Origin of the sequence: Chryseobacterium sp. sg2396 (genome assembly GCF_042610505.1) — a bacterium.
In the GTDB taxonomy this organism is placed as follows: Bacteria; Bacteroidota; Bacteroidia; order Flavobacteriales; family Weeksellaceae; genus Chryseobacterium.
Genome location: NZ_JBHGAQ010000012.1, coordinates 99,392 through 119,679 on the forward strand (window position 1 = coordinate 99,392; position 20,288 = coordinate 119,679).

Annotated in this window: 20 protein-coding genes; 16 read left to right on the forward strand and 4 right to left on the reverse strand. The window is 41.1% G+C overall.

All coding sequences use genetic code 11. The annotated features are described in order from the left end of the window. Positions 1-71 precede the first annotated feature (71 nt). Positions 72-926, reverse strand: a complete 855-nt coding sequence (folP, locus tag ACED20_RS13515; RefSeq protein WP_378105151.1) for a dihydropteroate synthase — start codon at positions 924-926, stop codon at positions 72-74. 111 nt (positions 927-1,037) lie between these two features. Here folP and ACED20_RS13520 point away from each other — a divergent pair, with 111 nt between their 5' ends. From ACED20_RS13520 to tpiA, 4 genes are all read left to right on the forward strand, one after another. Further along, on the forward strand, positions 1,038-1,592 hold the full coding sequence (locus tag ACED20_RS13520) for a DUF1599 domain-containing protein (protein WP_378105154.1): 555 nt from the start codon (positions 1,038-1,040) through the stop codon (positions 1,590-1,592). Between the two features lie 14 nt (positions 1,593-1,606). Continuing rightward, positions 1,607-2,719: a BT_3928 family protein gene (locus ACED20_RS13525; RefSeq protein WP_378105157.1), complete on the forward strand. Its 1,113-nt coding sequence runs from the start codon at positions 1,607-1,609 to the stop codon at positions 2,717-2,719. A 244-nt stretch (positions 2,720-2,963) separates the two neighbouring features. Then, positions 2,964-3,326, forward strand: a complete 363-nt coding sequence (locus ACED20_RS13530) for a TerB family tellurite resistance protein (protein WP_294198461.1) — start codon at positions 2,964-2,966, stop codon at positions 3,324-3,326. Positions 3,327-3,361: 35 nt separating this feature from the next. Continuing rightward, positions 3,362-4,123 (forward strand): triose-phosphate isomerase, encoded by a 762-nt coding sequence (tpiA, locus tag ACED20_RS13535; RefSeq protein ID WP_294226622.1) that lies wholly within the window; start codon positions 3,362-3,364, stop codon positions 4,121-4,123. A 262-nt stretch (positions 4,124-4,385) separates the two neighbouring features. On the opposite strand, the gene ACED20_RS13540 is transcribed toward tpiA, so the two are convergent. Next, positions 4,386-5,651 carry an esterase-like activity of phytase family protein gene (locus tag ACED20_RS13540; protein ID WP_294264861.1) on the reverse strand — a complete coding sequence of 422 codons (1,266 nt, stop codon included), beginning with the start codon at positions 5,649-5,651 and terminating at the stop codon, positions 4,386-4,388. Between the two features lie 611 nt (positions 5,652-6,262). Here ACED20_RS13540 and ACED20_RS13545 point away from each other — a divergent pair. From ACED20_RS13545 to ACED20_RS13585, 9 genes are all read left to right on the forward strand, one after another. Continuing rightward, entirely contained in the window at positions 6,263-7,933 is a 1,671-nt protein-coding gene (locus tag ACED20_RS13545; protein ID WP_378105161.1) for a fibrinogen-like YCDxxxxGGGW domain-containing protein, read from the forward strand. A gap of 37 nt (positions 7,934-7,970) precedes the next feature. Next, positions 7,971-9,662, forward strand: coding sequence for a fibrinogen-like YCDxxxxGGGW domain-containing protein (locus ACED20_RS13550; protein ID WP_294319157.1), 1,692 nt, complete (start codon positions 7,971-7,973; stop codon positions 9,660-9,662). Positions 9,663-9,694: 32 nt separating this feature from the next. Beyond that, on the forward strand, positions 9,695-11,386 hold the full coding sequence (locus ACED20_RS13555) for a fibrinogen-like YCDxxxxGGGW domain-containing protein (RefSeq protein WP_378105163.1): 1,692 nt from the start codon (positions 9,695-9,697) through the stop codon (positions 11,384-11,386). Beyond that, positions 11,386-11,919, forward strand: a complete 534-nt coding sequence (locus tag ACED20_RS13560; RefSeq protein WP_378105166.1) for a TlpA family protein disulfide reductase — start codon at positions 11,386-11,388, stop codon at positions 11,917-11,919. The genes ACED20_RS13555 and ACED20_RS13560 overlap by 1 nt, the downstream gene beginning before the upstream one ends. A gap of 700 nt (positions 11,920-12,619) precedes the next feature. Then, complete coding sequence (locus ACED20_RS13565) at positions 12,620-12,796, forward strand: hypothetical protein (RefSeq protein ID WP_294198476.1); 177 nt, start codon at positions 12,620-12,622, stop codon at positions 12,794-12,796. 142 nt (positions 12,797-12,938) lie between these two features. Beyond that, on the forward strand, positions 12,939-13,292 hold the full coding sequence (locus tag ACED20_RS13570; protein WP_363315490.1) for a hypothetical protein: 354 nt from the start codon (positions 12,939-12,941) through the stop codon (positions 13,290-13,292). Next, positions 13,276-13,635, forward strand: coding sequence for a helix-turn-helix domain-containing protein (locus ACED20_RS13575; RefSeq protein WP_294198480.1), 360 nt, complete (start codon positions 13,276-13,278; stop codon positions 13,633-13,635). The genes ACED20_RS13570 and ACED20_RS13575 overlap by 17 nt, the downstream gene beginning before the upstream one ends. A 125-nt stretch (positions 13,636-13,760) precedes the next feature. Beyond that, on the forward strand, positions 13,761-14,372 hold the full coding sequence (locus ACED20_RS13580; RefSeq protein ID WP_294233751.1) for a hypothetical protein: 612 nt from the start codon (positions 13,761-13,763) through the stop codon (positions 14,370-14,372). 9 nt (positions 14,373-14,381) lie between these two features. After that, on the forward strand, positions 14,382-15,791 hold the full coding sequence (locus ACED20_RS13585; RefSeq protein WP_378105170.1) for a hypothetical protein: 1,410 nt from the start codon (positions 14,382-14,384) through the stop codon (positions 15,789-15,791). A gap of 93 nt (positions 15,792-15,884) precedes the next feature. Here the strand turns inward: ACED20_RS13585 and clpP are convergent, their stop codons facing one another. Further along, positions 15,885-16,568 (reverse strand): ATP-dependent Clp endopeptidase proteolytic subunit ClpP, encoded by a 684-nt coding sequence (gene clpP, locus ACED20_RS13590; protein ID WP_146941303.1) that lies wholly within the window; start codon positions 16,566-16,568, stop codon positions 15,885-15,887. A gap of 114 nt (positions 16,569-16,682) precedes the next feature. After that, on the reverse strand, positions 16,683-18,674 hold the full coding sequence (gene dnaG, locus ACED20_RS13595) for a DNA primase (protein ID WP_378105173.1): 1,992 nt from the start codon (positions 18,672-18,674) through the stop codon (positions 16,683-16,685). 403 nt (positions 18,675-19,077) lie between these two features. On the opposite strand from dnaG, the gene ACED20_RS13600 reads away from it, so the two are divergent. The 3 genes from ACED20_RS13600 to tsaE all read left to right on the forward strand — a co-directional run bounded on the left by ACED20_RS13600 (position 19,078) and on the right by tsaE (position 20,260). Next, positions 19,078-19,287, forward strand: coding sequence for a hypothetical protein (locus ACED20_RS13600; RefSeq protein ID WP_294240928.1), 210 nt, complete (start codon positions 19,078-19,080; stop codon positions 19,285-19,287). 75 nt (positions 19,288-19,362) lie between these two features. Continuing rightward, a complete protein-coding gene (locus ACED20_RS13605) occupies positions 19,363-19,692 on the forward strand; it encodes a transglycosylase domain-containing protein (RefSeq protein ID WP_294240930.1) in 330 nt (109 codons plus the stop codon). Between the two features lie 160 nt (positions 19,693-19,852). Next, positions 19,853-20,260 carry a tRNA (adenosine(37)-N6)-threonylcarbamoyltransferase complex ATPase subunit type 1 TsaE gene (gene tsaE, locus ACED20_RS13610; protein ID WP_294240932.1) on the forward strand — a complete coding sequence of 136 codons (408 nt, stop codon included), beginning with the start codon at positions 19,853-19,855 and terminating at the stop codon, positions 20,258-20,260. Positions 20,261-20,288: the final 28 nt, after the last annotated feature.

Genomic DNA, 20,288 nt, shown 5'->3' on the forward strand with positions numbered 1-20,288 from the left:
ACTCTCCCAATTACTCTCTTACACTCCTGCTCTAAACCCTCCCACTCTCAGGCTCTCTTACTATATAACTTTCAAACTCTTCCACTCAAAAAAAGATCAACCGTCTTCTTTGCTTCCGCAACGTCGTGAACCCTCAGTATTTTGGCACCTTGCCGCAGGACTTTCAGATGAAGCTTCTGTGTTTCTTCGTTAATGTCTGCCGGAGATTTCCCAAGGGGCTTATAAATAAATGACTTCCTGGAAATCCCTATCAACAGGGGGCATTTACCGAAACCGAAATACCGCATTTCATCGATCATTTTCATCTGGTCTTCCACTGTTTTTCCAAAGCCGAAGCCCGGGTCCAGAATAATATCCCGGACGCCTTTTGACAGCAGTTCAGCCGTTTTTTCAGAAAAATACCTGTTGATGGATACGGTAATGTCTTCAAATTTTATTTTATCATGCATCGTTTCATACGAAGGGTTGACGTGCATCAGAATGTATGGCAGCTTCGTTTCCGCAGCAACATCAAACATCTTAGAGTCGTACTGTCCGCCTGAAATATCGTTGATCAGATCAATTCCTTCGTTGAAGCCATATTTTACCGTTTTGGAATAGAAAGTATCCAGGGAAATTAAAACTTCCGGAAATTCTTTTTTAATTAAAGAAATCATCCTTCCGATCCTGTTTATTTCTTCACCGGTGGTCAGAAATTGAGCATTCGGCCGTGTCGACTGCGGCCCTATGTCGATAATTTCTGCCCCTTCTTTCAGCATTTTCTCCGCCTGCACCAGGGCTGCTTTTTCATTATTGAATTTTCCGCCGTCTGAAAACGAATCTGGAGTCAGGTTCAGAATTCCCATAATTTTCGGACCGGATAAATCCACCAGTTTTCCGTTGCAGTTTAGGGTATGATATTCGGGTGATGATCCATGATGTTGCATCCGGCAAAAATACGACTTCCCGCTGCCAACTCCAACATCCGGGTAAAAAACTGGGCCCTGATTTCCGCTACCTAAAACCTAATTCGTATATTTGGAAGATTAAGAAAATTTATGTCAGAAACTTCAGTACAGTTCGGGAAAATTATCAGTCAGTGCCGCGAATTATTCAGCAAAAAACTACAGGATTACGGATCAGCATGGAGGGTTTTAAGACCAAGTTCGATTACAGACCAGATTTACATCAAAGTAAACAGGATCCGTACCCTACAGATGACCGATAAAAAAATGGTAGATGAGAGCGAAGAAGATGAGTTCATGGCCATCGTCAATTACTCGATCATCGGACTGATCCAACTTGAAAAGGGGTTTTCCAACGATTTTAACGAAAATAAGGAAGAAATCATGCAGCTGTACGACAAATATGCAGCCGAAGCCCAACAGCTGATGGAACGGAAAAACCATGATTACGGGGAAGCATGGAGGGATATGCGGATCTCTTCGATCACTGATCTGATTTATCAAAAAGTATTGAGAACGAAACAAATCGAGGACAACCAAGGCGTTACCATTGTTTCGGAAGGCCTGGATGCCAATTATTTCGACATGCTGAATTATGCCGTTTTCTGCCTGATTAAATTTTCTGAAAAAGCAAGCCACATAGAATAAAAAACATATCTGTTATGCTTAAAGGTTTATTACGTTTCGTTATCGCCATCATTTTCATCCTCTCCGGTTTTGTAAAGGCGATAGATCTGGTAGGGTTTTCTTTTAAAATGGAAGAATACTTCTCCCCCACGGTTTTCGACATGCCGTTTTTTGAAAAATTCGCCCTGCCGCTCTCGGTTTTCGTCGTAGTCCTGGAACTTCTGCTGGGCTTTATGCTGCTGATCAAATTAAAGCTGAAATTTACCCTTTCGGTGCTTATTGCCCTTTGTATTTTCTTCGGGTTCTTAACTTTCTATTCAGCATATTACAATGTGGTAACAGACTGCGGATGCTTCGGCGATGCCATTAAGTTCACCCCTTGGCAGAGCTTTATCAAGGATGTCGTATTGCTGGTTGGTCTTATCATTGTATTTATCCTGTACAGAAAAGACTTCAAAAAGAAAGACGCTTACAGCTACAGCCCGAAAAAAGAAACCGGGAACAAATTCAAATATATCCTGCTGGCCATTTTTACAGTAGCCATGATCCTTATAGGTGCACACGGAATTGTTCATGAACCGCTCATCGATTTCCGCGACTATAAAATCGGGACCGACCTGAAAGCGGAAAAAGCAAAGATCAGTAAAAATCCTTCAGAATACAAGACCTTCTACTCACTGAAAAATACCAAAACCGGAGAAACGGTAAAAGTAAACCAGGATGATTACATCAAAGAAACAAAATATTGGGCGGAAGGCTCTCCCTGGAAAATCGAAGAGGGCAAAAACGAATCCGTCCTGATCAGGGAAGGTTACAAATCGGAGATCGTAAAATTCAAGATCGAAGATCCCAACGGGACAGACCTTACAGAACAGATCATCAATGCCCCGAAAGCGGTACTGATCTTCTCTTATCATCCGCAATCGGTTTCCCCAGAACTTTTAAAGCAGCTTGAAGCGAAAGTTAAAGCCCAGGGCGCTACCGTAGTCTACGGTGTTTCAACCCTTCCGAACACCTTTAAAACCATTAAAAACACCATGATGGACGGTACGGCGATTAAAACCATTGCCCGAAGCAATCCGTTTGTCCTAGTTCTGGAAAACGGAAAAATTATCGACAAGCAGCCGGCGGAAGACTATTTGAAATGAGGGAGATGAATGGTCAATTTTGCTTCGCAAGTCAATTTTAACAAACATGGATTGGCCATCGCCAAGAAAGTGAATATTGCTGGGAAAATCAATTTTAAAAGTGAAAGGTGAATTTTTAACGAAAATAATTGACCATTGACTCGAAGAAACTGACTATTAACTGCCAAACGACAGGCATGGAAACAACGCCAAAATGTTAAATCCAAAACCAACCTTGAACCTTAAACTTAAAACTATATAATAAATGCAAAAATCCAATAAACCGATTGCCGGTTACCACTTGTTAATGATCCTTTCCTCTGTGGACGGAGAGTTTGCTCCGGAAGAAGGAATGCTGGTACAGCAGTATTTGGCGGATGAATTTCCTTTTAAAATGAACCTTGACAATGAGCTTGAAACCATTGCCCTGCTGCAGCCTGAAGAATGGAAAGATCATTTTGAATTCCATGCGCGCTGCTTTTACGACGATTCTACCAAGGAGGAGCGCGACAGCTTTATCCAGTTTGCCAAGACCCTGATCAAAGCAGACAATAAAGTAACGGATGAAGAGCATATCTTCTACACGCTTTTGAAGAATCTTTGGAATATCGAAAAATCAGAACATTAAAAATATAATACGGTTTAAAACCTAAAATAAATTCTATGAGAAGAAAAATAGTTGCAGGAAACTGGAAAATGAACAAAAATGTAATTGACGCCCAACAGTTGATGGTTCAGTTATTAAGCTATAAAAACAACCATACAACGAACTGCGAAGTGTGGATTGCTCCTCCGGCTTTATACCTGATGATGGCGAAAGATATTTTTGAAAAAGACGAGATCGGTGTTCTTGCACAGGATATGAGCGAGCATGAAAGCGGTGCCTACACCGGGGAAATCTCAGCCGGCATGCTGGAATCCATTGATGCTGCCGGTTCTCTGATCGGCCATTCCGAAAGGAGACAGTATCACGGTGAAACCGATTCCCACTGCAACAGGAAAATAAAACTGGCTCTGGATAAAGGCCTGATCCCTGTTTACTGTAATGGAGAAACACTGGAACAGAGAAAAGCGGGAGAACATTTCGAAGTGGTAAAAAACCAGACGGAAGTTGCGCTTTTCACCCTTTCTGCTGAAGAAATCAAAAAGGTAGTAATCGCTTATGAACCGGTTTGGGCAATTGGTACCGGAGAAACGGCAACACCTGAACAGGCACAGGAAATCCACGCCCACATCAGAAGCATTATTGCTGCAAAATACGGACAAGAAGTAGCGGATGAAGTTTCTATCCTTTACGGGGGTTCCGTAAAACCGGACAATGCAAAGGAAATTTTCTCCCAACCGGATATCGATGGCGGACTGATTGGCGGTGCAGCCCTGAAAGTAGAGGATTTCTCCAAAATCATCGAAGCTTTCAATTCATAAGAATAAGTGAAATAAAATACACATGAGCCACCGGAGACGGTGGTTTTTTTTAATTTGAATTTTAAGCAAAGCCTGGTCAGAAGGCTGGAAAAATAACCTGAATGCCGGAAGTTTCTTTTGTCAACCTATTTCCAACAGTTTTAATATCAGATAGTCTTTTTATATTTTATGAAAGGGCTTTATTTAAAATTCCTGATTATTCCTCAGCTTTTCCAATCTAAAAAAAGTCTCCCGAAACCGGGAGACTCTGCATATATTGAAACTATTTAATATCGACGACATACATCGTTCCTTTATCTACTTTCCCGGTCTTGGGAAGGATTTTCGCTTTCGGATTTCCGTTTCCGTCGTCTACGATGCCGAAATCATCATCATTGAAGACAGCCAGCTTATTATTACCTAGGTAAACGATCCCTTCGAACTTATCATGCTCATAACCGATTTTCGCTACAAGGTCTACCGCAAGGGTTTTTGAAACCGCCTGGATTCCTGCTGCGGAAATTTCAGCCCAGGTGCACTGTTCAAGCGCTTTGCCGTTGATTTTCATTCCATCGACCGCACTCAGGTCGGAGCCGTTTACATCGGAAGCTCCGGAAATATTAATTCTGTATACTTTTTTGATTCCCCCCTGAGAACCGAAGTTTCCGTCTCTTTCAATCACTAGGAATTCCGTGTTGCTGAGTGCCGTAATGTCGCATACGGAATCAGAAGCACCGCCGTCCTGCTGATACAGGAATTGCTTTGTCTGCCCGGTTGCAATATCGAAAGTAACGATCCTCGTTAAGGTTTTATTGGTTGCTAAACTCTTGCTGGGTACATACATCATCGATTGCATCGTCCCCACCAGCGTTCTTCCGTCCGGCGTGATACAAAGCCCCTCCATTCCTCTGTTGGCTCTTCTTTTAGCGAGTACTGCCGGCAGCTTTCGTGTGCCCGTATTTACCCCGATCGGGCTGATTCTTTCCATTTCCACTCCTTCCGCAGTATAGTGTACGATGTGAGGACCGTATTCATCCGATACCCAGAAGGTGCCGTCTGCAGCAGCCACAACACTTTCACTGTCCAGCCCGTAATTGTCTGTTCCCAGCAGATTTCCGTTGGCATCATAAGCGATCTCACCTGTACTCCCCATTCCCGCAGGATTTGGTAATCCAGTGATCGGCTGCCCCGAGGGATTTTTAAGCTTAATATATTTAATAACCTCGATATTTCCTTCTGCATTAATTTTGAAATGCATAATCGTAGGGGTGAAAGAAGGGGTTAAAAATTTCTTTCCGTTCAGATAATCCGTATTCGGACCGCGGTCTGTAATCACGTAAAACTCCCCTTTTCTGGTAGGATGTGCCGCTGCACCTGATCCGAAACCTCCGTTGATAACGGCAACTCCGTTAATAGTGGCTAGGGTACTGAAAGGAAATTCCTGAGGCAGCTTGGAATAATTGATATCCTGGCTGCTATCAGCCGTTTCAAAATCTTTACAGGCCACCAAAGCGGTAAGTACAATTGCGGAAAACAGTATTTTTTTCATGTTTGTTTATTGTGACGCGAAAGTAATGATCATGTATGAACTGATGTTTAAGGGAATACTACATGTATTTTAAATAAATACCTTGCCGCATTAATTTTAATGCTCATAAAATTCTCTCACTTGAAATTCCTGTTGAATTTTACGACATTAAACAAATATGATTTTTATTAAATATAATAGATGATTTGTACAATGAATCTCTATATAAACAACTTTTAAATCTATAGATAGATATTTAAAATCATTTTATTATAAAAAATATTATCCCATCTTAAGCATATGTTATAGCGGTACTTCCTAAATTTTTTATGAATATAATTTAATATTATTGGGATTATGATAATTTTCCCTATATCTATTTGATCATGAATAATTTATTATTATATTTGCGGTATAGGTTTTTCCCTAAAACCTAGAAACACAATAATAAAAATAATTTTTTCGAGAAATTTAACTATGAAAAAATTTTTATGTATTGTCTAGTCCCGTACTTTCTTTATTGCAATCGTGCTCAGGTAGCTTTTAATACTTTCACAACAATAACTCCCTCCCTATTTTTAGATAAACCGATTCGGAAAACATAATCTATTTATATAATTTTTTTATAATCAATGAAAAAAAACTTATTAACTGCGGCTGCCCTAGCTTGCTCGGCAGTCATGTATTCCCAGGTAGGAATCAATACAAACAACCCGCAGGCTATGCTGCATGTCGATGCCGGAAAAGACAATCCCTCCACCGGTATCCCTAATGCCTCGCAGCAAAGCAACGATTTTGTAGTCACCTCTGAAGGGAATGTAGGAATTGCTACCATAGCACCTACCAATAAACTGCATGTAGTTGCAGCGTCCAATCCTTTACGGCTCAACGGGCTTGCTAATGCACAGAAAACAGATTCGCTGCTTACTGTGGATGCTGCTACCGGTGTAGTAAGGATGAGAAGCATCAATTCTTTTTCAGGAACTTCCTCAGCTCCCTGTAATCCTAATCTGAAACCCGGAACAATTTCTCATAATCAGCCATACGGCTGTGCAGGCTACGATCCGGGGGTATTCACTTCCGCCGCCGCAGATCCCGGTCTAGGAGGAACAGTTGCCTATACCTGGCAGCAAAGTACCGACGGAGGTGCTACATGGACGGCTGCTTCCGGAACCAACAATGTGCAGAATTACGATCCGCCCGCGCTTAATCTTCCGACCCAATTCAGAAGAGCAGCTGCTAACTTTTGTGGTGTAACTTACAGTAACACGGTAAATATTGCCATCGACGGAGCCAGTATGGGGATTACCGCCATCCCATGTGCCATTGCGCCTGGAGAAAGTACGTCTCTGTCTTTGGGATTGAATACCGGATCTTCTGTAACCAGCTGGTCCATATCCCCTTCTACGGGAATGACTTTCAGCAGTACCAATACACCTAACACTACCCTGACCGCCTCTTCAAATGCAGCAACAGGATCCTACACCGTATCGGCCACGCTTTCCAGTGCTTCGTGCGGAACAAAGACCTTTACCAAAACCATTACCGTAGTTCCTGCCGGAGTAAATGTCGGCAATCTGAAGACCTCCTGTAAAGACATTCTGGATTCGGGAGCCTCTACCGGAAACGGAACCTACTGGATCGATCCGGACGGAAGCGGAAACGCTTATTGTGCCGAACAGGTATACTGTAACATGACCGATAACGGCGGCGGATGGACCTTAATCCTGAAATCCATGAACAACAACGGAGATTTCCAGTACAGTTCAGCAATCTGGGCTTCGGGAGCAACATTCAATACCTCTGATTTGAACATCAGTAATGCAAGCACAAGCAATGCGCTGTACAGACCTTACAATTATTTATCCGCAAAAGAATTCTGGGTAGACTTTGTAACGACACCCGATCTTACTCCTTTCACCGTACCAACGGCTGGAACACCGAAAGCTCTGGTCAATTCCACATTGAATGCAAATGTTGCCAACCAATACTTAAATCAGCCCCTTCAATCTTCAGGAATGAACAGCACCTATTTTACGCCTTCCAATGCTTATTCTTATCAGACCGGAGGGGTGGGTAACGGTATCAATTTAGGATCAACCTACGCTTCCGTACGATTTGGAATGCTGTCGAATAATGAAACCAATGAAATTTTCAATAGTTCGGATTCGTCCATAGGTATCGGAGCAAAAAATACCGTTGGTAATTCCGGTTCCGGAAACGCATACAATCCTATTGGCAATGAATATTTTAACGGAGCTAACGGGTTAGGCTTTTACAAAGCGCTTCTCTGGGCCAGATAATCACTTTTTAACATCAAATAATTCATTATTCATAATCATGAACAAAAAATTAGTTATTTGCCTCCTTATCTTTCTAGGAGTAAATATATATTCACAGATAGGAATCAATACTACCAATCCGCAAGCTACGCTGCATATTGATGCCGCTAAAGACAATCCCTCCACCGGTATCCCCAATGCTTCGCAGCAAAGCAACGATTTTGTGGTTACTTCTGCAGGAAATGTAGGAGTTGCAACCATAGTACCTGCAAATAAGCTGCATATCGTTGCGACCTCCAATCCTTTACGGCTCAACGGGCTTGCTAATGCACAGAAAACAGATTCGCTGCTTACTGTGGATGCTGCTACCGGTGTAGTAAGGATGATCAGCGCCAATTCCATTTCAGGAACTTCTTCAAACGTATGTAACCCCGGTATCAAACCGGGAACGATTTCCCATAACCAGCCTTACGGCTGTTCAGGCTATGACCCTGGAGTATTTACTTCTTCGGCAGCAGATCCCGGGATCGGCGGAGCCGTTGCCTATACCTGGCAGCAAAGTACGGACGGAGGTGCTACATGGACGGCTGCTTCCGGAACCAACAATGTGCAGAATTACGATCCGCCGGTACTTACATTTCCTACAAAATTCAGAAGAGCAGCCACTAATTATTGCGGTGCCACTTACAGCAATACGGTAGATATGGCCGTAGACGGAGCGAGTTCAGGGATCACCGCTACTCCATGTGCCATTGCACCGGGAGAAAGTACCTCCCTGTCTTTAGGATTATATACAGGATCTTCTGTAGCCAGCTGGTCCATATCCCCTTCTACGGGAATGACTTTCAGCAGTACCAATACGCCTAACACTACCCTGACTGCCTCTTCAAATGCCGCCACAGGATCCTACACCGTATCAGCAACACTTTCCAGTGCTGCGTGCGGAACAAAGACCTTTACCAAAACCATTACGGTAGTTCCTTCAGGAGTAAGTGTAGTAAATCTGAAATCTTCGTGTAAAGAAATACTGGATTCGGGATTATCCACCGGAAACGGAACCTACTGGATCGATCCGGACGGAAGCGGAAATAATTACTGTGCCGAACAGGTATACTGTAACATGACCGATAACGGCGGCGGATGGACCTTAATCCTGAAATCCATGAACAATAACAGTGATTTCCAGTATAGTTCAGGAATCTGGGCTTCAGGAGCGACATTTAATACTTCTGATTTCGACATCAGCAATTCCAGCACAGCCAATGCTTTATATAAGCCTTATAATTATTTATCGGCAAAAGAATTCTGGGTAGACTTTGTAACCACACCTGATCTCACCCCCTTCACCGTTCCAACAGCAGGAACTCCTAAGGCACTGGCCAATTCGACATTAAACGCGAATGTTGCGAATCAGTATTTAAATCAGCCGCTGCAGAGTTCCGGAATGAACAGTACGTATTTTACCCCTTCGAATGCTTATTCTTATCAGACCGGAGGAGTCGGTAACGGTATTAATTTAGGAGCAGCATACTCTTCGGTACGATTCGGGATGCTGTCCAATAATGAAACCAATGAAATTTTCAATACTTCAGATTCGTCCATTGGTATCGGAGCATTCGATAAAGCGGTTCAAACCGGGAATACCGTTGGGAATTTCGGTTCAGGTAACGCTTACTATCCAATAAATAATGAATATTATAACGGAATCAACGGGTTAGGCTTTTACAAAGCACTTCTCTGGGCAAGATAATCATCGTTTTTACAATCATATAATTTATACTCATGAACAATAAATTAGTTATTTGCGCCCTGATCTTTTCAGGAATAAATATATATTCTCAGGTAGGCATCAATACAAAAAATCCGCAGACGACCTTTCATATAGATGCCGGTAAAGACAATCCTTCTACCGGTGTTCCTAACGCTTTGCAACAGAGCAATGATTTTGTTGTTACCTCTGCAGGCAATGTAGGTATCGGAACCATCACCCCGGCCAACAAGGTTCACGTAGTGGCAACCACCAATCCTTTAAAGCTGAACGGACTCATTAATGCCCAGAAAACAGATTCCCTGCTTACCGTGGATGCTGCCGGAGTGGTCAGGATGAGAAGCATTAATTCCATTTCAGGAACTTCTTCCGCAGCCTGTAATCCCAACCTAAAACCGGGAACGATTTCCCATAACCAGCCTTACGGCTGTTCAGGTTACGATCCGGGAGCATTCACTTCCTCCGCAGCAGATCCCGGCCTCGGAGGGACCGTAGTTTATACCTGGCAGCAAAGTAACGATGGGGGTGCTACATGGACCGCTGCTTCGGGAACCAACAATGTGCAGAATTACGATCCGCCGGTACTTACCTTCCCGACCAAATTCAGGAGAGCGGCAGTAAATTATTGCGGTGCCACTTACAGCAATACGGTAGATATGGCCGTAGACGGAGCAAGTTCAGGGATCACCGCTACTCCATGTGCCATCGCACCGGGAGAAAGCACCTCCTTGTCTTTAGGATTATATACAGGATCTTCTGTAACCAATTGGACCATATCTCCTTCTACGGGAATGACTTTCAGCAGTACCAATACGCCTAACACTACCCTGACGGCATCTTCAACTGCAGCAACAGGGTCCTACACCGTATCGGCAACGCTTTCCAGTGCTGCGTGCGGAACAAAGACCTTTACCAAAACCATTACCGTAGTTCCTTCAGGAGTAAGTGTAGTAAACCTGAAATCTTCGTGTAAAGAGATCCTGGATTCTGGATTATCTACCGGAAACGGAACCTACTGGGTCGATCCGGACGGAAGCGGAAATGCGTACTGTGCCGAACAGGTATACTGTAACATGACCGATAACGGAGGCGGGTGGACCCTGATCCTGAAATCCATGAATAACAACGGTGACTTCCTGTACAATTCAGGAATCTGGGCTTCGGGAGCGACATTTAATACTTCCGATTTCGATATCAGCAACACCAGCACAGCCAATGCTTTATATAAGCCTTATAATTATTTATCGGCAAAAGAATTCTGGGTAGATTTTATTACTACACCTGATCTTACTCCTTTCAGCATTCCAACAGCAGGAACACCGAAAGCGTTGGCTAATTCAACAGTGAATTCCAATATTGCAAATCAGTATCTGAACCAGCCTTGCGGCAGTAATGTTCCAAGTACATATTATACTCCTAGCGATGCCTACGCCAGAGAAGGAGGTGCCATAGGAAACGGTATAAATATGTCATCCACTTATGGTAATTGTAGATTCTGTGTAATTAATAATAATGAAAATAATGAACTGTTTGGGTCATATGACTCCTCTATAGGAATAGGTATAAACAGCCACTTGAATAATAATATTATAAATTATGGATCAGGTAATTGCTTCACAGATGGGTACCAAGGTCAATTTGGGTGTCCAAATGTTACAGGAGCAAATTTAAGGGGCTTTTACAAAGCCATTCTTTGGGCAAGATAATGATGTATAGAATTCTTATTATATTAATAGCTTTCTGCTCTTCAGTTTCCGGACAATCCGGAGACTGTGGGGCAGATTTTCTGCAAAAGGAAATGGAAAGCAGGAAAACTTTATTTTCACAGATGTACCGTCCGGGAAACCTGATGGAAAATTATAATTTTGGCAATGTCCATCTTTATGATTTCAAATCTGAGCATACGCTCGTTTTTTTCTGGAAAACGGACTGTCCGTTCTGTAAAAAGCTGCTTGCTGAAATCCGATTGATTTTACAGAAAAACGACAGTACAAAGGTTCAGGTAATAGGAGTATGTCTAGATGAAGATAAAAGCAACTGGGAAAAGCATGAGTTTGTAGCCTTGAATACATCTCCCAATCTTCTGAATATCTACGCCGATAAAGGGTATTTCAGTGATATTGCCATACAATACCATATTTATGCAACCCCTTCTATGATCATTTTAGATGATAAACATCAATTTCAGAAACTGCCAAAAAATCAGGATGAACTGAGAAAAATGTTCGGGTATAATTAAACAATAACTGCAGTATCATAGCCATAACTGAAACTATGATAAATCTACAACTCCATCGGAGTATTCATCCAATAAGAATTACAGAAAGCGGGATCCTGATATCCCGCATCTGTAGTCTTATAAACTTCCCACAAGTGTTATAAATTGAGAGGAAAATTTGTGGGACATAATAATGCTTGATCGTGATTTTGTTCATCATATATTCTACCTATTCTTCCCCTAGTTTAAAAAATTGCCGTAAACTTCTAAATATAAAACAGTTCGCTACCAACTATTTTTTTACCTAAAATTATCACAACAATTTAATATCAAGGTAAGCTTACCTGCTTATGGTAAAAGCGATACACATTCATATATTATTAATATTCAGCAAATTATGGCAACCCTCTGTTATAATCTTCATTTAAACACGTAGCATCCTGCTGAAAGTCATTAGATTTATTAATCTATGCATAAGAACATTATATAAGTATCATTTTATATTGCGATCTCATCTTGAACATTTTTTTTCAGCCATCTTTTTCAGGACGTACCATTAATATACTATTACAGTTTATTACTTTACAATATTTTACATATATCTATTTGTGCAGCAAATTTTAATTATTATATTTGTAACGTAATTCTTTTTCAGAGCTTACAAAACACAATGATAAACAAGATTTTTTTTCGAAAAATTCAATTTTTGTAAAATTTAAATATGAAAAAAAATTTATCTGTTGCCCATGCTTTCTGTTTTTCGGATGCTGCTTATTCCCAGAAAGCTATTAATAAGGATGTTTCAAAAGCTAATCTCTACACGACTTCTGAAAATTCTTATATCGGCAAAAGTTTTTTTCATTTTACTCTTCAGATCATGTATGGGAATTTATCCTAGAATTTAAGCAATAGTTTCATTTTAATTAATTTCCTGACACATCTGATATAACAGCATGGACTTCAAAAGTATCCATATAGGACATTTCATAAAAAAAAGGGTTGCAGAGAATGGTATAGAAATATCACGCATCTCAAAGTATATGAAATGTTCCGAAGATGAAATTTACACAACTTACTCTTCCAGAGAAATTGACACAGAAAAACTGTTGAAATGGAGCAAACTGCTGGACTATGATTTTTTCAGAATCTATACCCAGCATCTCATTCTGTATTCTCCGCCGGTAAAACCAAAAGAAAAAGCTAAAAAGACCGAGCTTCCGGTATTCAGAAAAAACATTTATACCCGCGAAATTATAGATTTCATTCTTGAACTTATAAACACCGGTATAAAAACAAAATCGGAAATCATAGAGGAATACTGCATCCCGAAAACAACACTTTACAAATGGATCAGCAAAGAAAACACGGAATTCCCTGATGAGAATGAAACCTGATTACCGAAAAATCTATAGGGATATGATCCGGATGAAATATCCTGAAAAAGAAGAATTATGCCGTCATATCTTAACAAAAAAAAATATTGAACCTCTGGATATAATCTGCCTGAGCACAATTATTGCCGGGAACGAGAACAGGGAAAGAATCCGGAGTAACCAAAAACTGAAATCTTACGATAAGAAAACGATTTTTCAAATTTTAGACTACCAGAAAAAATATAATCTTAACAATACCGAACTGGCAAAACATTTTAAACTTAGCAGAAATAGTGTTGCTAAGTGGAAGAAAGCATTTTTTTCGACTGAAAATGAAAATGCCCTGGACAAACCTTTTTATTAAATCATTATATAAGAATACAACATATTATATATAGCTCTTTGATCAATTTATGATAAGGATCATATAAAGTACTATAATTTTATAGTATTGTTTCTCTAATTTTCATATTTTTGCCAAAAAAAAACATGAAAAGAATAATTTCGACTCTTACATTAATGGCTGTATTCCAAATGTATGGGCAAGTAGGTATTAATACAACTGCCCCAAAATCTACACTTGAGCTTAATAAATCGGCTACAACTTCAGCAGAAGGACTGCTTACAGTACGGATGAGCGGAACGGAACTTGCTTCCCGCGATAACCTGTACGGAGCTGATCAGAATTCCACGGTGGTGTACGTAACGGCAGTGCCCGGTAGTTCCACTCCAAAAACGTCCAATATTACAACACCTGGCTTTTATTTTTACAATAATGCCATTTCAAAATGGGTAGGGCTGAGAATGCCTAAATTCTTTTATATGCCTTCTATTTTATTTGATACCACTACCTTGGGCGCAAAGACCAAAGACCTGTATCAGCTGTATTATGACCAGTTTAATACTCCACAGGTATCCAGTACCGGGGCATCAGGAAAAATTCCGGTTTTAGGTAAAAATGATCTTGAATACTATATTACCTATTACGATACCAATGTATTTACCAATGTATCTATTGATGCCAATGGCTTTATGAATTATACCGTAACCAACAATGCTACGGATGCCAGCTTTATGAATATTGTATTTGTAGTAAAATAAAACTTAAGTATGAATATTCACAAGTATACATTGAAGCTTTTAACGGCTGCATTTTCGTTATTCCTGCTTTCGGTTTCAGGCCAGTTTACGATTACAAATCCTTTAACCACCAGGGATATGACTGGTATACGGGTAGGAGATAATGCTTATCTTACCGCAACAACGGGTGTAGATCCTAACGGTGCGGGATGGCTTAGACTTACGGAAGCCCAACCCAACCAGAAAGGATATATGTACGTACTCCAGAGCTTTCCGACCACATTGGGCGTAATTGCAGATTTTGAATATAAAGACTGGCGTAATGTGTATGACAGTTATTTTGGGGCCGACGGATTTTCCGTTTATCTTTTCGATGCTACTGTAACCGACGCGAATTTCAAATTAGGAGGTTACGGAGGTTCTCTGGGATATGCCACCTACAGCAATCCTCCCGGAACCACAGGATTATCCGGAGGATATCTGGGTGTCGGCCTTGATGCTTATGGAAACTATGCCAACAATGGAGAAAACAGGAACGGAGCTGCACCGGCCAATACCCTGAATTCAGGAATGCTTCCCAATGCTTTTGTCTTAAGAGGTCCCACCAGCAGTATTTATACCAACTCAAACATATATCTTGCAAGCACACCTCTTGGTGACCGCAGCGGTACAGTTGATGATATCAGGCAGCGTAACGAGATCGACTACAATATCATTACGGCGGCAAGACCTGCAAATAATATTTTCTACAGGAGAGTCCAGGTAATCATCACGAAGCCAGGAAATGATTATGTAGTTACTGTTAAATGGAGAAAAGAAAACCAAAACGATTTTACCCAGGTACTTTCCTACACGTTGAGTTCCTCTGCCTATCCGATCCCTGCAAATCTTAAGCTTGGATTTTCCGCATCCACAGGAGGAGGATTCAATTTTCAGGAAATCAGGAATATTATCCTTACGACACCGGGTAATCTAAGGGTAGACAGCCGTTCAGACAGCTATTTTACCTGCAATGACAATACCAGCACCATTACCTTTAAAGTCGAAGTAAGCAACGATACCAATGCAGCCCTGAACAATATCAGCTATAACGGAAAAATAGTAGATGATAACAACAATGTTCTGGATATGAGTAAATTTTCAATCACCAGCCTTTCTACGGTTGGGTTTACGAATTCCAACCTGCCGACTTCAGGATTTACCTCCAATACCATAACCGGTACGGTAGGATTAAATGCCAAAACCTCGGGTATTATAACTGTTACAGGGAAATACTATAAAAAAGGAATAGGAAACAACCGTAATTTCAAATTGGTTTCAGACGTATATTCCAGCCAGATTACCGATACCGATCTTACCAACAATACGGCTGCTACAGCCATTGAAGTAAGGAAATGCTCGGTCATCAGCAACCCGATGCTGCCGGCGTATTCGAAATAATTTATATTATTACATCCAGCCTTTAAAATGATGTTCAGACAAATAAAAAGCGCACCGGTCATGGTGCGCTTTCTTTATAACAGCTAAAGCTGATTATGATTTTTTAGCTCTCTGTAAAACTTCATCAACCATTCCGTAGCCTTTTGCCTCTTCGGAAGTCATCCAGTAATCCCTGTCTGATGCTTTTTCCACCCATTCGTAAGTCTGTCCGGAATGTTCTGAAATAATTTCATAAAGCTCTTTTTTAAGCTTCAGCATTTCCCGAAGGTTGATTTCCATATCGGAAGCCACTCCCTGCGCCCCTCCTGATGGCTGGTGGATCATTACCCTTGAGTGCTTCAAAGCGGAACGCTTTCCTTTTTCCCCCGCTACCAGAAGAACAGCACCCATGGAAGCGGCAATCCCTGTACAGATGGTCGCCACGTCGGGCTTGATGATCTGCATCGTATCGTAAATTCCCAATCCTGCATATACGCTTCCACCCGGAGAGTTGATGTAGATCTGAATATCTTTTGAAGGATCGGCACTTTCCAGGAATAAAAGCTGTGCCGTCACAATATTAGCCACCTGATCATCGATCCCGGTACCCAGGAAAATAATCCGGTCCATCATCAGACGGGAGAAAACGTCCATCTGCGCTACGTTCAGCCTTCTTTCCTCCATGATATACGGCGTAAGATTCGTTGGGCCGTACATATTCATATATTGATCGGTAACCAGACCGTTGTTTCCTAAATGTTTCGTAGAGAAATCTCTGAATTCTTTTTTAATGTCCATATTTCTGTTTGTATTATTACAATTTATGACTTTTAAGTTACAACTTTTATTCCTAAAATTTTATAGGACTTTTTGTCACAGAAGCTCATATCCGAATCATCAGATTGGCTGCAATTACTTTTTTCTATTGACATAAATCCCTTTAATAGGCGAATATTCGATCATCTGGCTCAATTTGATGGAAGCCTGCTTCATCAGCATGATCTTCTGCAAAAGCTCATAGTACTTCGTCTGGTCGGAATCCCGGTACTCTTCAAGATCTTTTGCCGTTTGTGCAATGAGGTAATCGATATACCGGTATTTATGCAACAAGATATCCCCTTTTACCTGATCGGCAATTTTATCGCCGTAATTCGGTGGGAAAATATTCCTGGAGGCCCAGTTTTCAAGTTCATTTGCAGGAAGCAGTGCATCTACTACTTTTGTCGTAATTTCCTCATCCATAAAGGTAATAAAAAAATTCCCGCTTCTTAATTCTTCATTATGAATGCCTTCTTTTACGTGTCCGATGATAATTTCATTCCCTTTTACGAGGAAACGGTATTGCTCTTCATCGAAATGGTAAAGAATTTCCTCGATAACGGTAATCTGATATTCTTCCTGCTTTTCGTTTCTCCTTTTCAGGACAATATCGCCGAACATCAGCATGTGATCGATCAATTTATTTTCCATGAACAAAACCTCAAACAGAAACGGATCGGATTTCTCTTCATCCAGAGGAACCACATCCATTTTTACCGGAGCGGCTTCCTTTTGCTGCTGCTGCTGCAGCACATGATGCGTCTGGCCCTGCGTGATCTGCTTCTGGACATTAAGTTCGTTAAATAAGCTCTGTTCCGAAAGCCCAAACTTACTGGAAACCTGCTTAAGGTACACCTCCCTTTTCAAAGCATTCTGAACAAAAGAAACCGATTTTACAATATCCCGGATCGCCTCGGCTTTCTTAATAGGATCATCGCCAATATCTTTCAACAGGATCTCCGCCTTGAAATCGATAAAATCCATCGCTTCGTTTTCGATGAATTTCTCCACATACTCCTGAGAATGCTTTCTGGCGAATGAATCGGGATCATCACCGTCGGGAAACAGCAGGACGCGAATATTCATCCCTTCGGTGAGCAGCATATCGATGCTCCTGAAGCTGGCCTTGATTCCGGCATTGTCCCCGTCAAAAAGGATGGTTACGTTTTCCGTCAGCCTTTTGATCAGCTTGATCTGCTCCGTGGTCAGGGAAGTCCCGGAACTTGCCACCACATTTTCGATGCCCGACATGTGAAGCGAAATCACGTCCATATACCCTTCCACGAGAAGACAGACATTTTTCCGTGAAATCGCCTGCTTACTCTGGTTGAGGCCGTAAAGGACATTGGATTTATGGTAAATTTCCGTCTCCGGAGAGTTGAGGTATTTGGCGGTTTTTACATTATTCCTAAGGATCCTTGCTCCAAATCCCAACACCCTCCCTGAAAAGCTGTGGATCGGGAACATCACCCTTTCCCGGAACCGGTCGATTCCGCCCGGTGAATTCTCAGGGAAAATCGAAAGCCCGGATTTTTCCAGGAGATCCTTGGAATAGCCTTTTTCCAGGGCATATTCGGTGAATGCATTTTTCTTTTCCGGGGAGTACCCCAGCTGGAATTTTTTGATGATGTCATCACGGAGTTCCCGCTCTTTGAAATACGAAAGACCGATGGCTTTTCCCTCTTCCACTTCCCAAAGGAAATTCTGAAAGAAATCATTGGCTACCTCATGGATTTTATACAGCTGGTCCCGCTCCGATTGCGCCATCTTCGCCTCTTCGGAAAAATCTTTCTGATCTTCTTCGATCTCGATCCCGTATTTTTTGGCGGCGTGGCGAAGCGCTTCGGGATAGGTAAAGTTTTCGATTTCCATTAAAAAGGAGATCGCCGTTCCGCCCTTCCCGGTAGAGAAATCTTTCCAGATCTGCTTGCTGGCAGACACCACAAAGCTCGGTGTCTTTTCATCATGAAACGGACTCAGTCCTTTATAATTAGACCCGGCCCTTTTCAGCTGCACATATTCTCCGACGATTTCTTCAACCCGAATCGTGGAAAATATCTTATCTATGGTCTGTTTGGAAATCATGCTGCAAAAATAGACAATTTTTAGTTTTCGCCGGCAAGATACGCGGTAATTGACGGATGAAGTTTTGTGACGGAATGGATGATTGTTGGACTGCCAAAAGACGCAAAATTCTTTGATACATCGGGCGTTTTAAGGCAGAAAAGATTTGACTTTATCAAATTTTTATGAGGTTCAATTCAGACTAAGGCAAATATATTTTCCGCGCGAAGCTAAAAACGCACACTCCCCAAATCAGCTTACTGATTCTTTGCTTCCTCAAAATTTATGAATTTAGTATTAAAGCTTTGCATTAAAAAAACTAATGCACACTTCTATTGCTGATCGATCTATTATATTTTCAACTAATGCTATTTTCCAACTTTTTAAATGAATTTTATTTAATTTTGAAACAAACTGCCTACCCATGATGAAATGTATCAAATGGATGCTCATATTGTTTTTTACAGCATTTTTATTCTTTGCCATCTACCTGGAATCCGGAGGAAATTTTATTCTTAATCATTCCGACAAAAAGCTGATCACTTACGAAATGAGAAGCTGTAAAAAACTTCCGGAAAACTTCACTTCCTTTTATAATACCGTCTATCCGAATTCTCTGTTTTCCGATTCATGAAGTTATGTCATTGATGATTTACTAAAACCTCAATCTTCACGAAAAGAATGTCCCTGCAGCCAAACGGCTTACCGGTTGTTTCCTCTTTTGGAAATCCAGAATAAGAAAGGAATCGATCAGTTTTTAACGGCAAGATACATTGAACATCATTTCACCCAGCAGGAATGTCTTTCCTTCAATTTCAATAAGTTTGATTTCCTTGAAAAAAGAAAAGGCTTATCGCAAGTTTCACAATCTTTATTCCATAAAAAAGTTAAGGATTTTCAGCCGGTAGAAATGGCAGAAATCTTAGCCGCCTACGAAGCCCCTGCTAAAAATAACCGTTACAGGAATCCGGAAAAAACAGAAAAAAGGACCGCCCATTTTTACAAAATTTATCTCAACAATTCCCAAATAAAAAATTAATTCTTAACCTAAACGGATAAAATTATACCACCTAATCTTATATAAGCGGCTGGTTGTGATATCGACCGTAAAACTTCCGGCCACCATCAACTCTCTTCCAGCCTATTCAACGAATCACTTCTTCAAATTCCCGTTAAATAATTATCTTTGCTTTAAAAATATGCAATTCACCATTCATCATATGGAAGACTGGCAGTCCGTTGCAGAAACAGTCATTTCCAGATTACAGCACAACATCTTATTGCTAAAAGGGAATTTAGGAGCCGGAAAAACTACCTTCACCCAGTTTCTGCTGAAGAACCTGGGCAGTCCCGACGAAGTGAACTCCCCGACCTACTCTATTGTGAATGAATACAATACCCCGAAAGGAAAAGTTTATCATTTCGACCTGTACCGGTTGAAAAACATTGAAGAAGCCTATGACATCGGCATTGAGGAATACCTTGACAATGCTTTCCTCTGCATCATCGAATGGCCGGAGGTATACGAAGAAGATCTTCACGGGCTTACCTATCACGAAATGAGCATCATCAATACCGGAGAAGTCCGCGAAATTACATTCAGGTAAATCGTTTAAATATTATGTATCTTTGCTA

Coding starts and splice junctions, on each gene's coding strand:
- folP (WP_378105151.1), bottom strand. CDS start 926: ATGCAACATCATGGATCATCACCCGAATATCATACCCTAAACTGCAAC.
- ACED20_RS13520 (WP_378105154.1), top strand. CDS start 1,038: ATGTCAGAAACTTCAGTACAGTTCGGGAAAATTATCAGTCAGTGCCGC.
- ACED20_RS13525 (WP_378105157.1), top strand. CDS start 1,607: ATGCTTAAAGGTTTATTACGTTTCGTTATCGCCATCATTTTCATCCTC.
- ACED20_RS13530 (WP_294198461.1), top strand. CDS start 2,964: ATGCAAAAATCCAATAAACCGATTGCCGGTTACCACTTGTTAATGATC.
- tpiA (WP_294226622.1), top strand. CDS start 3,362: ATGAGAAGAAAAATAGTTGCAGGAAACTGGAAAATGAACAAAAATGTA.
- ACED20_RS13540 (WP_294264861.1), bottom strand. CDS start 5,651: ATGAAAAAAATACTGTTTTCCGCAATTGTACTTACCGCTTTGGTGGCC.
- ACED20_RS13545 (WP_378105161.1), top strand. CDS start 6,263: ATGAAAAAAAACTTATTAACTGCGGCTGCCCTAGCTTGCTCGGCAGTC.
- ACED20_RS13550 (WP_294319157.1), top strand. CDS start 7,971: ATGAACAAAAAATTAGTTATTTGCCTCCTTATCTTTCTAGGAGTAAAT.
- ACED20_RS13555 (WP_378105163.1), top strand. CDS start 9,695: ATGAACAATAAATTAGTTATTTGCGCCCTGATCTTTTCAGGAATAAAT.
- ACED20_RS13560 (WP_378105166.1), top strand. CDS start 11,386: ATGATGTATAGAATTCTTATTATATTAATAGCTTTCTGCTCTTCAGTT.
- ACED20_RS13565 (WP_294198476.1), top strand. CDS start 12,620: ATGAAAAAAAATTTATCTGTTGCCCATGCTTTCTGTTTTTCGGATGCT.
- ACED20_RS13570 (WP_363315490.1), top strand. CDS start 12,939: ATGAAATGTTCCGAAGATGAAATTTACACAACTTACTCTTCCAGAGAA.
- ACED20_RS13575 (WP_294198480.1), top strand. CDS start 13,276: ATGAGAATGAAACCTGATTACCGAAAAATCTATAGGGATATGATCCGG.
- ACED20_RS13580 (WP_294233751.1), top strand. CDS start 13,761: ATGAAAAGAATAATTTCGACTCTTACATTAATGGCTGTATTCCAAATG.
- ACED20_RS13585 (WP_378105170.1), top strand. CDS start 14,382: ATGAATATTCACAAGTATACATTGAAGCTTTTAACGGCTGCATTTTCG.
- clpP (WP_146941303.1), bottom strand. CDS start 16,568: ATGGACATTAAAAAAGAATTCAGAGATTTCTCTACGAAACATTTAGGA.
- dnaG (WP_378105173.1), bottom strand. CDS start 18,674: ATGATTTCCAAACAGACCATAGATAAGATATTTTCCACGATTCGGGTT.
- ACED20_RS13600 (WP_294240928.1), top strand. CDS start 19,078: ATGATGAAATGTATCAAATGGATGCTCATATTGTTTTTTACAGCATTT.
- tsaE (WP_294240932.1), top strand. CDS start 19,853: ATGCAATTCACCATTCATCATATGGAAGACTGGCAGTCCGTTGCAGAA.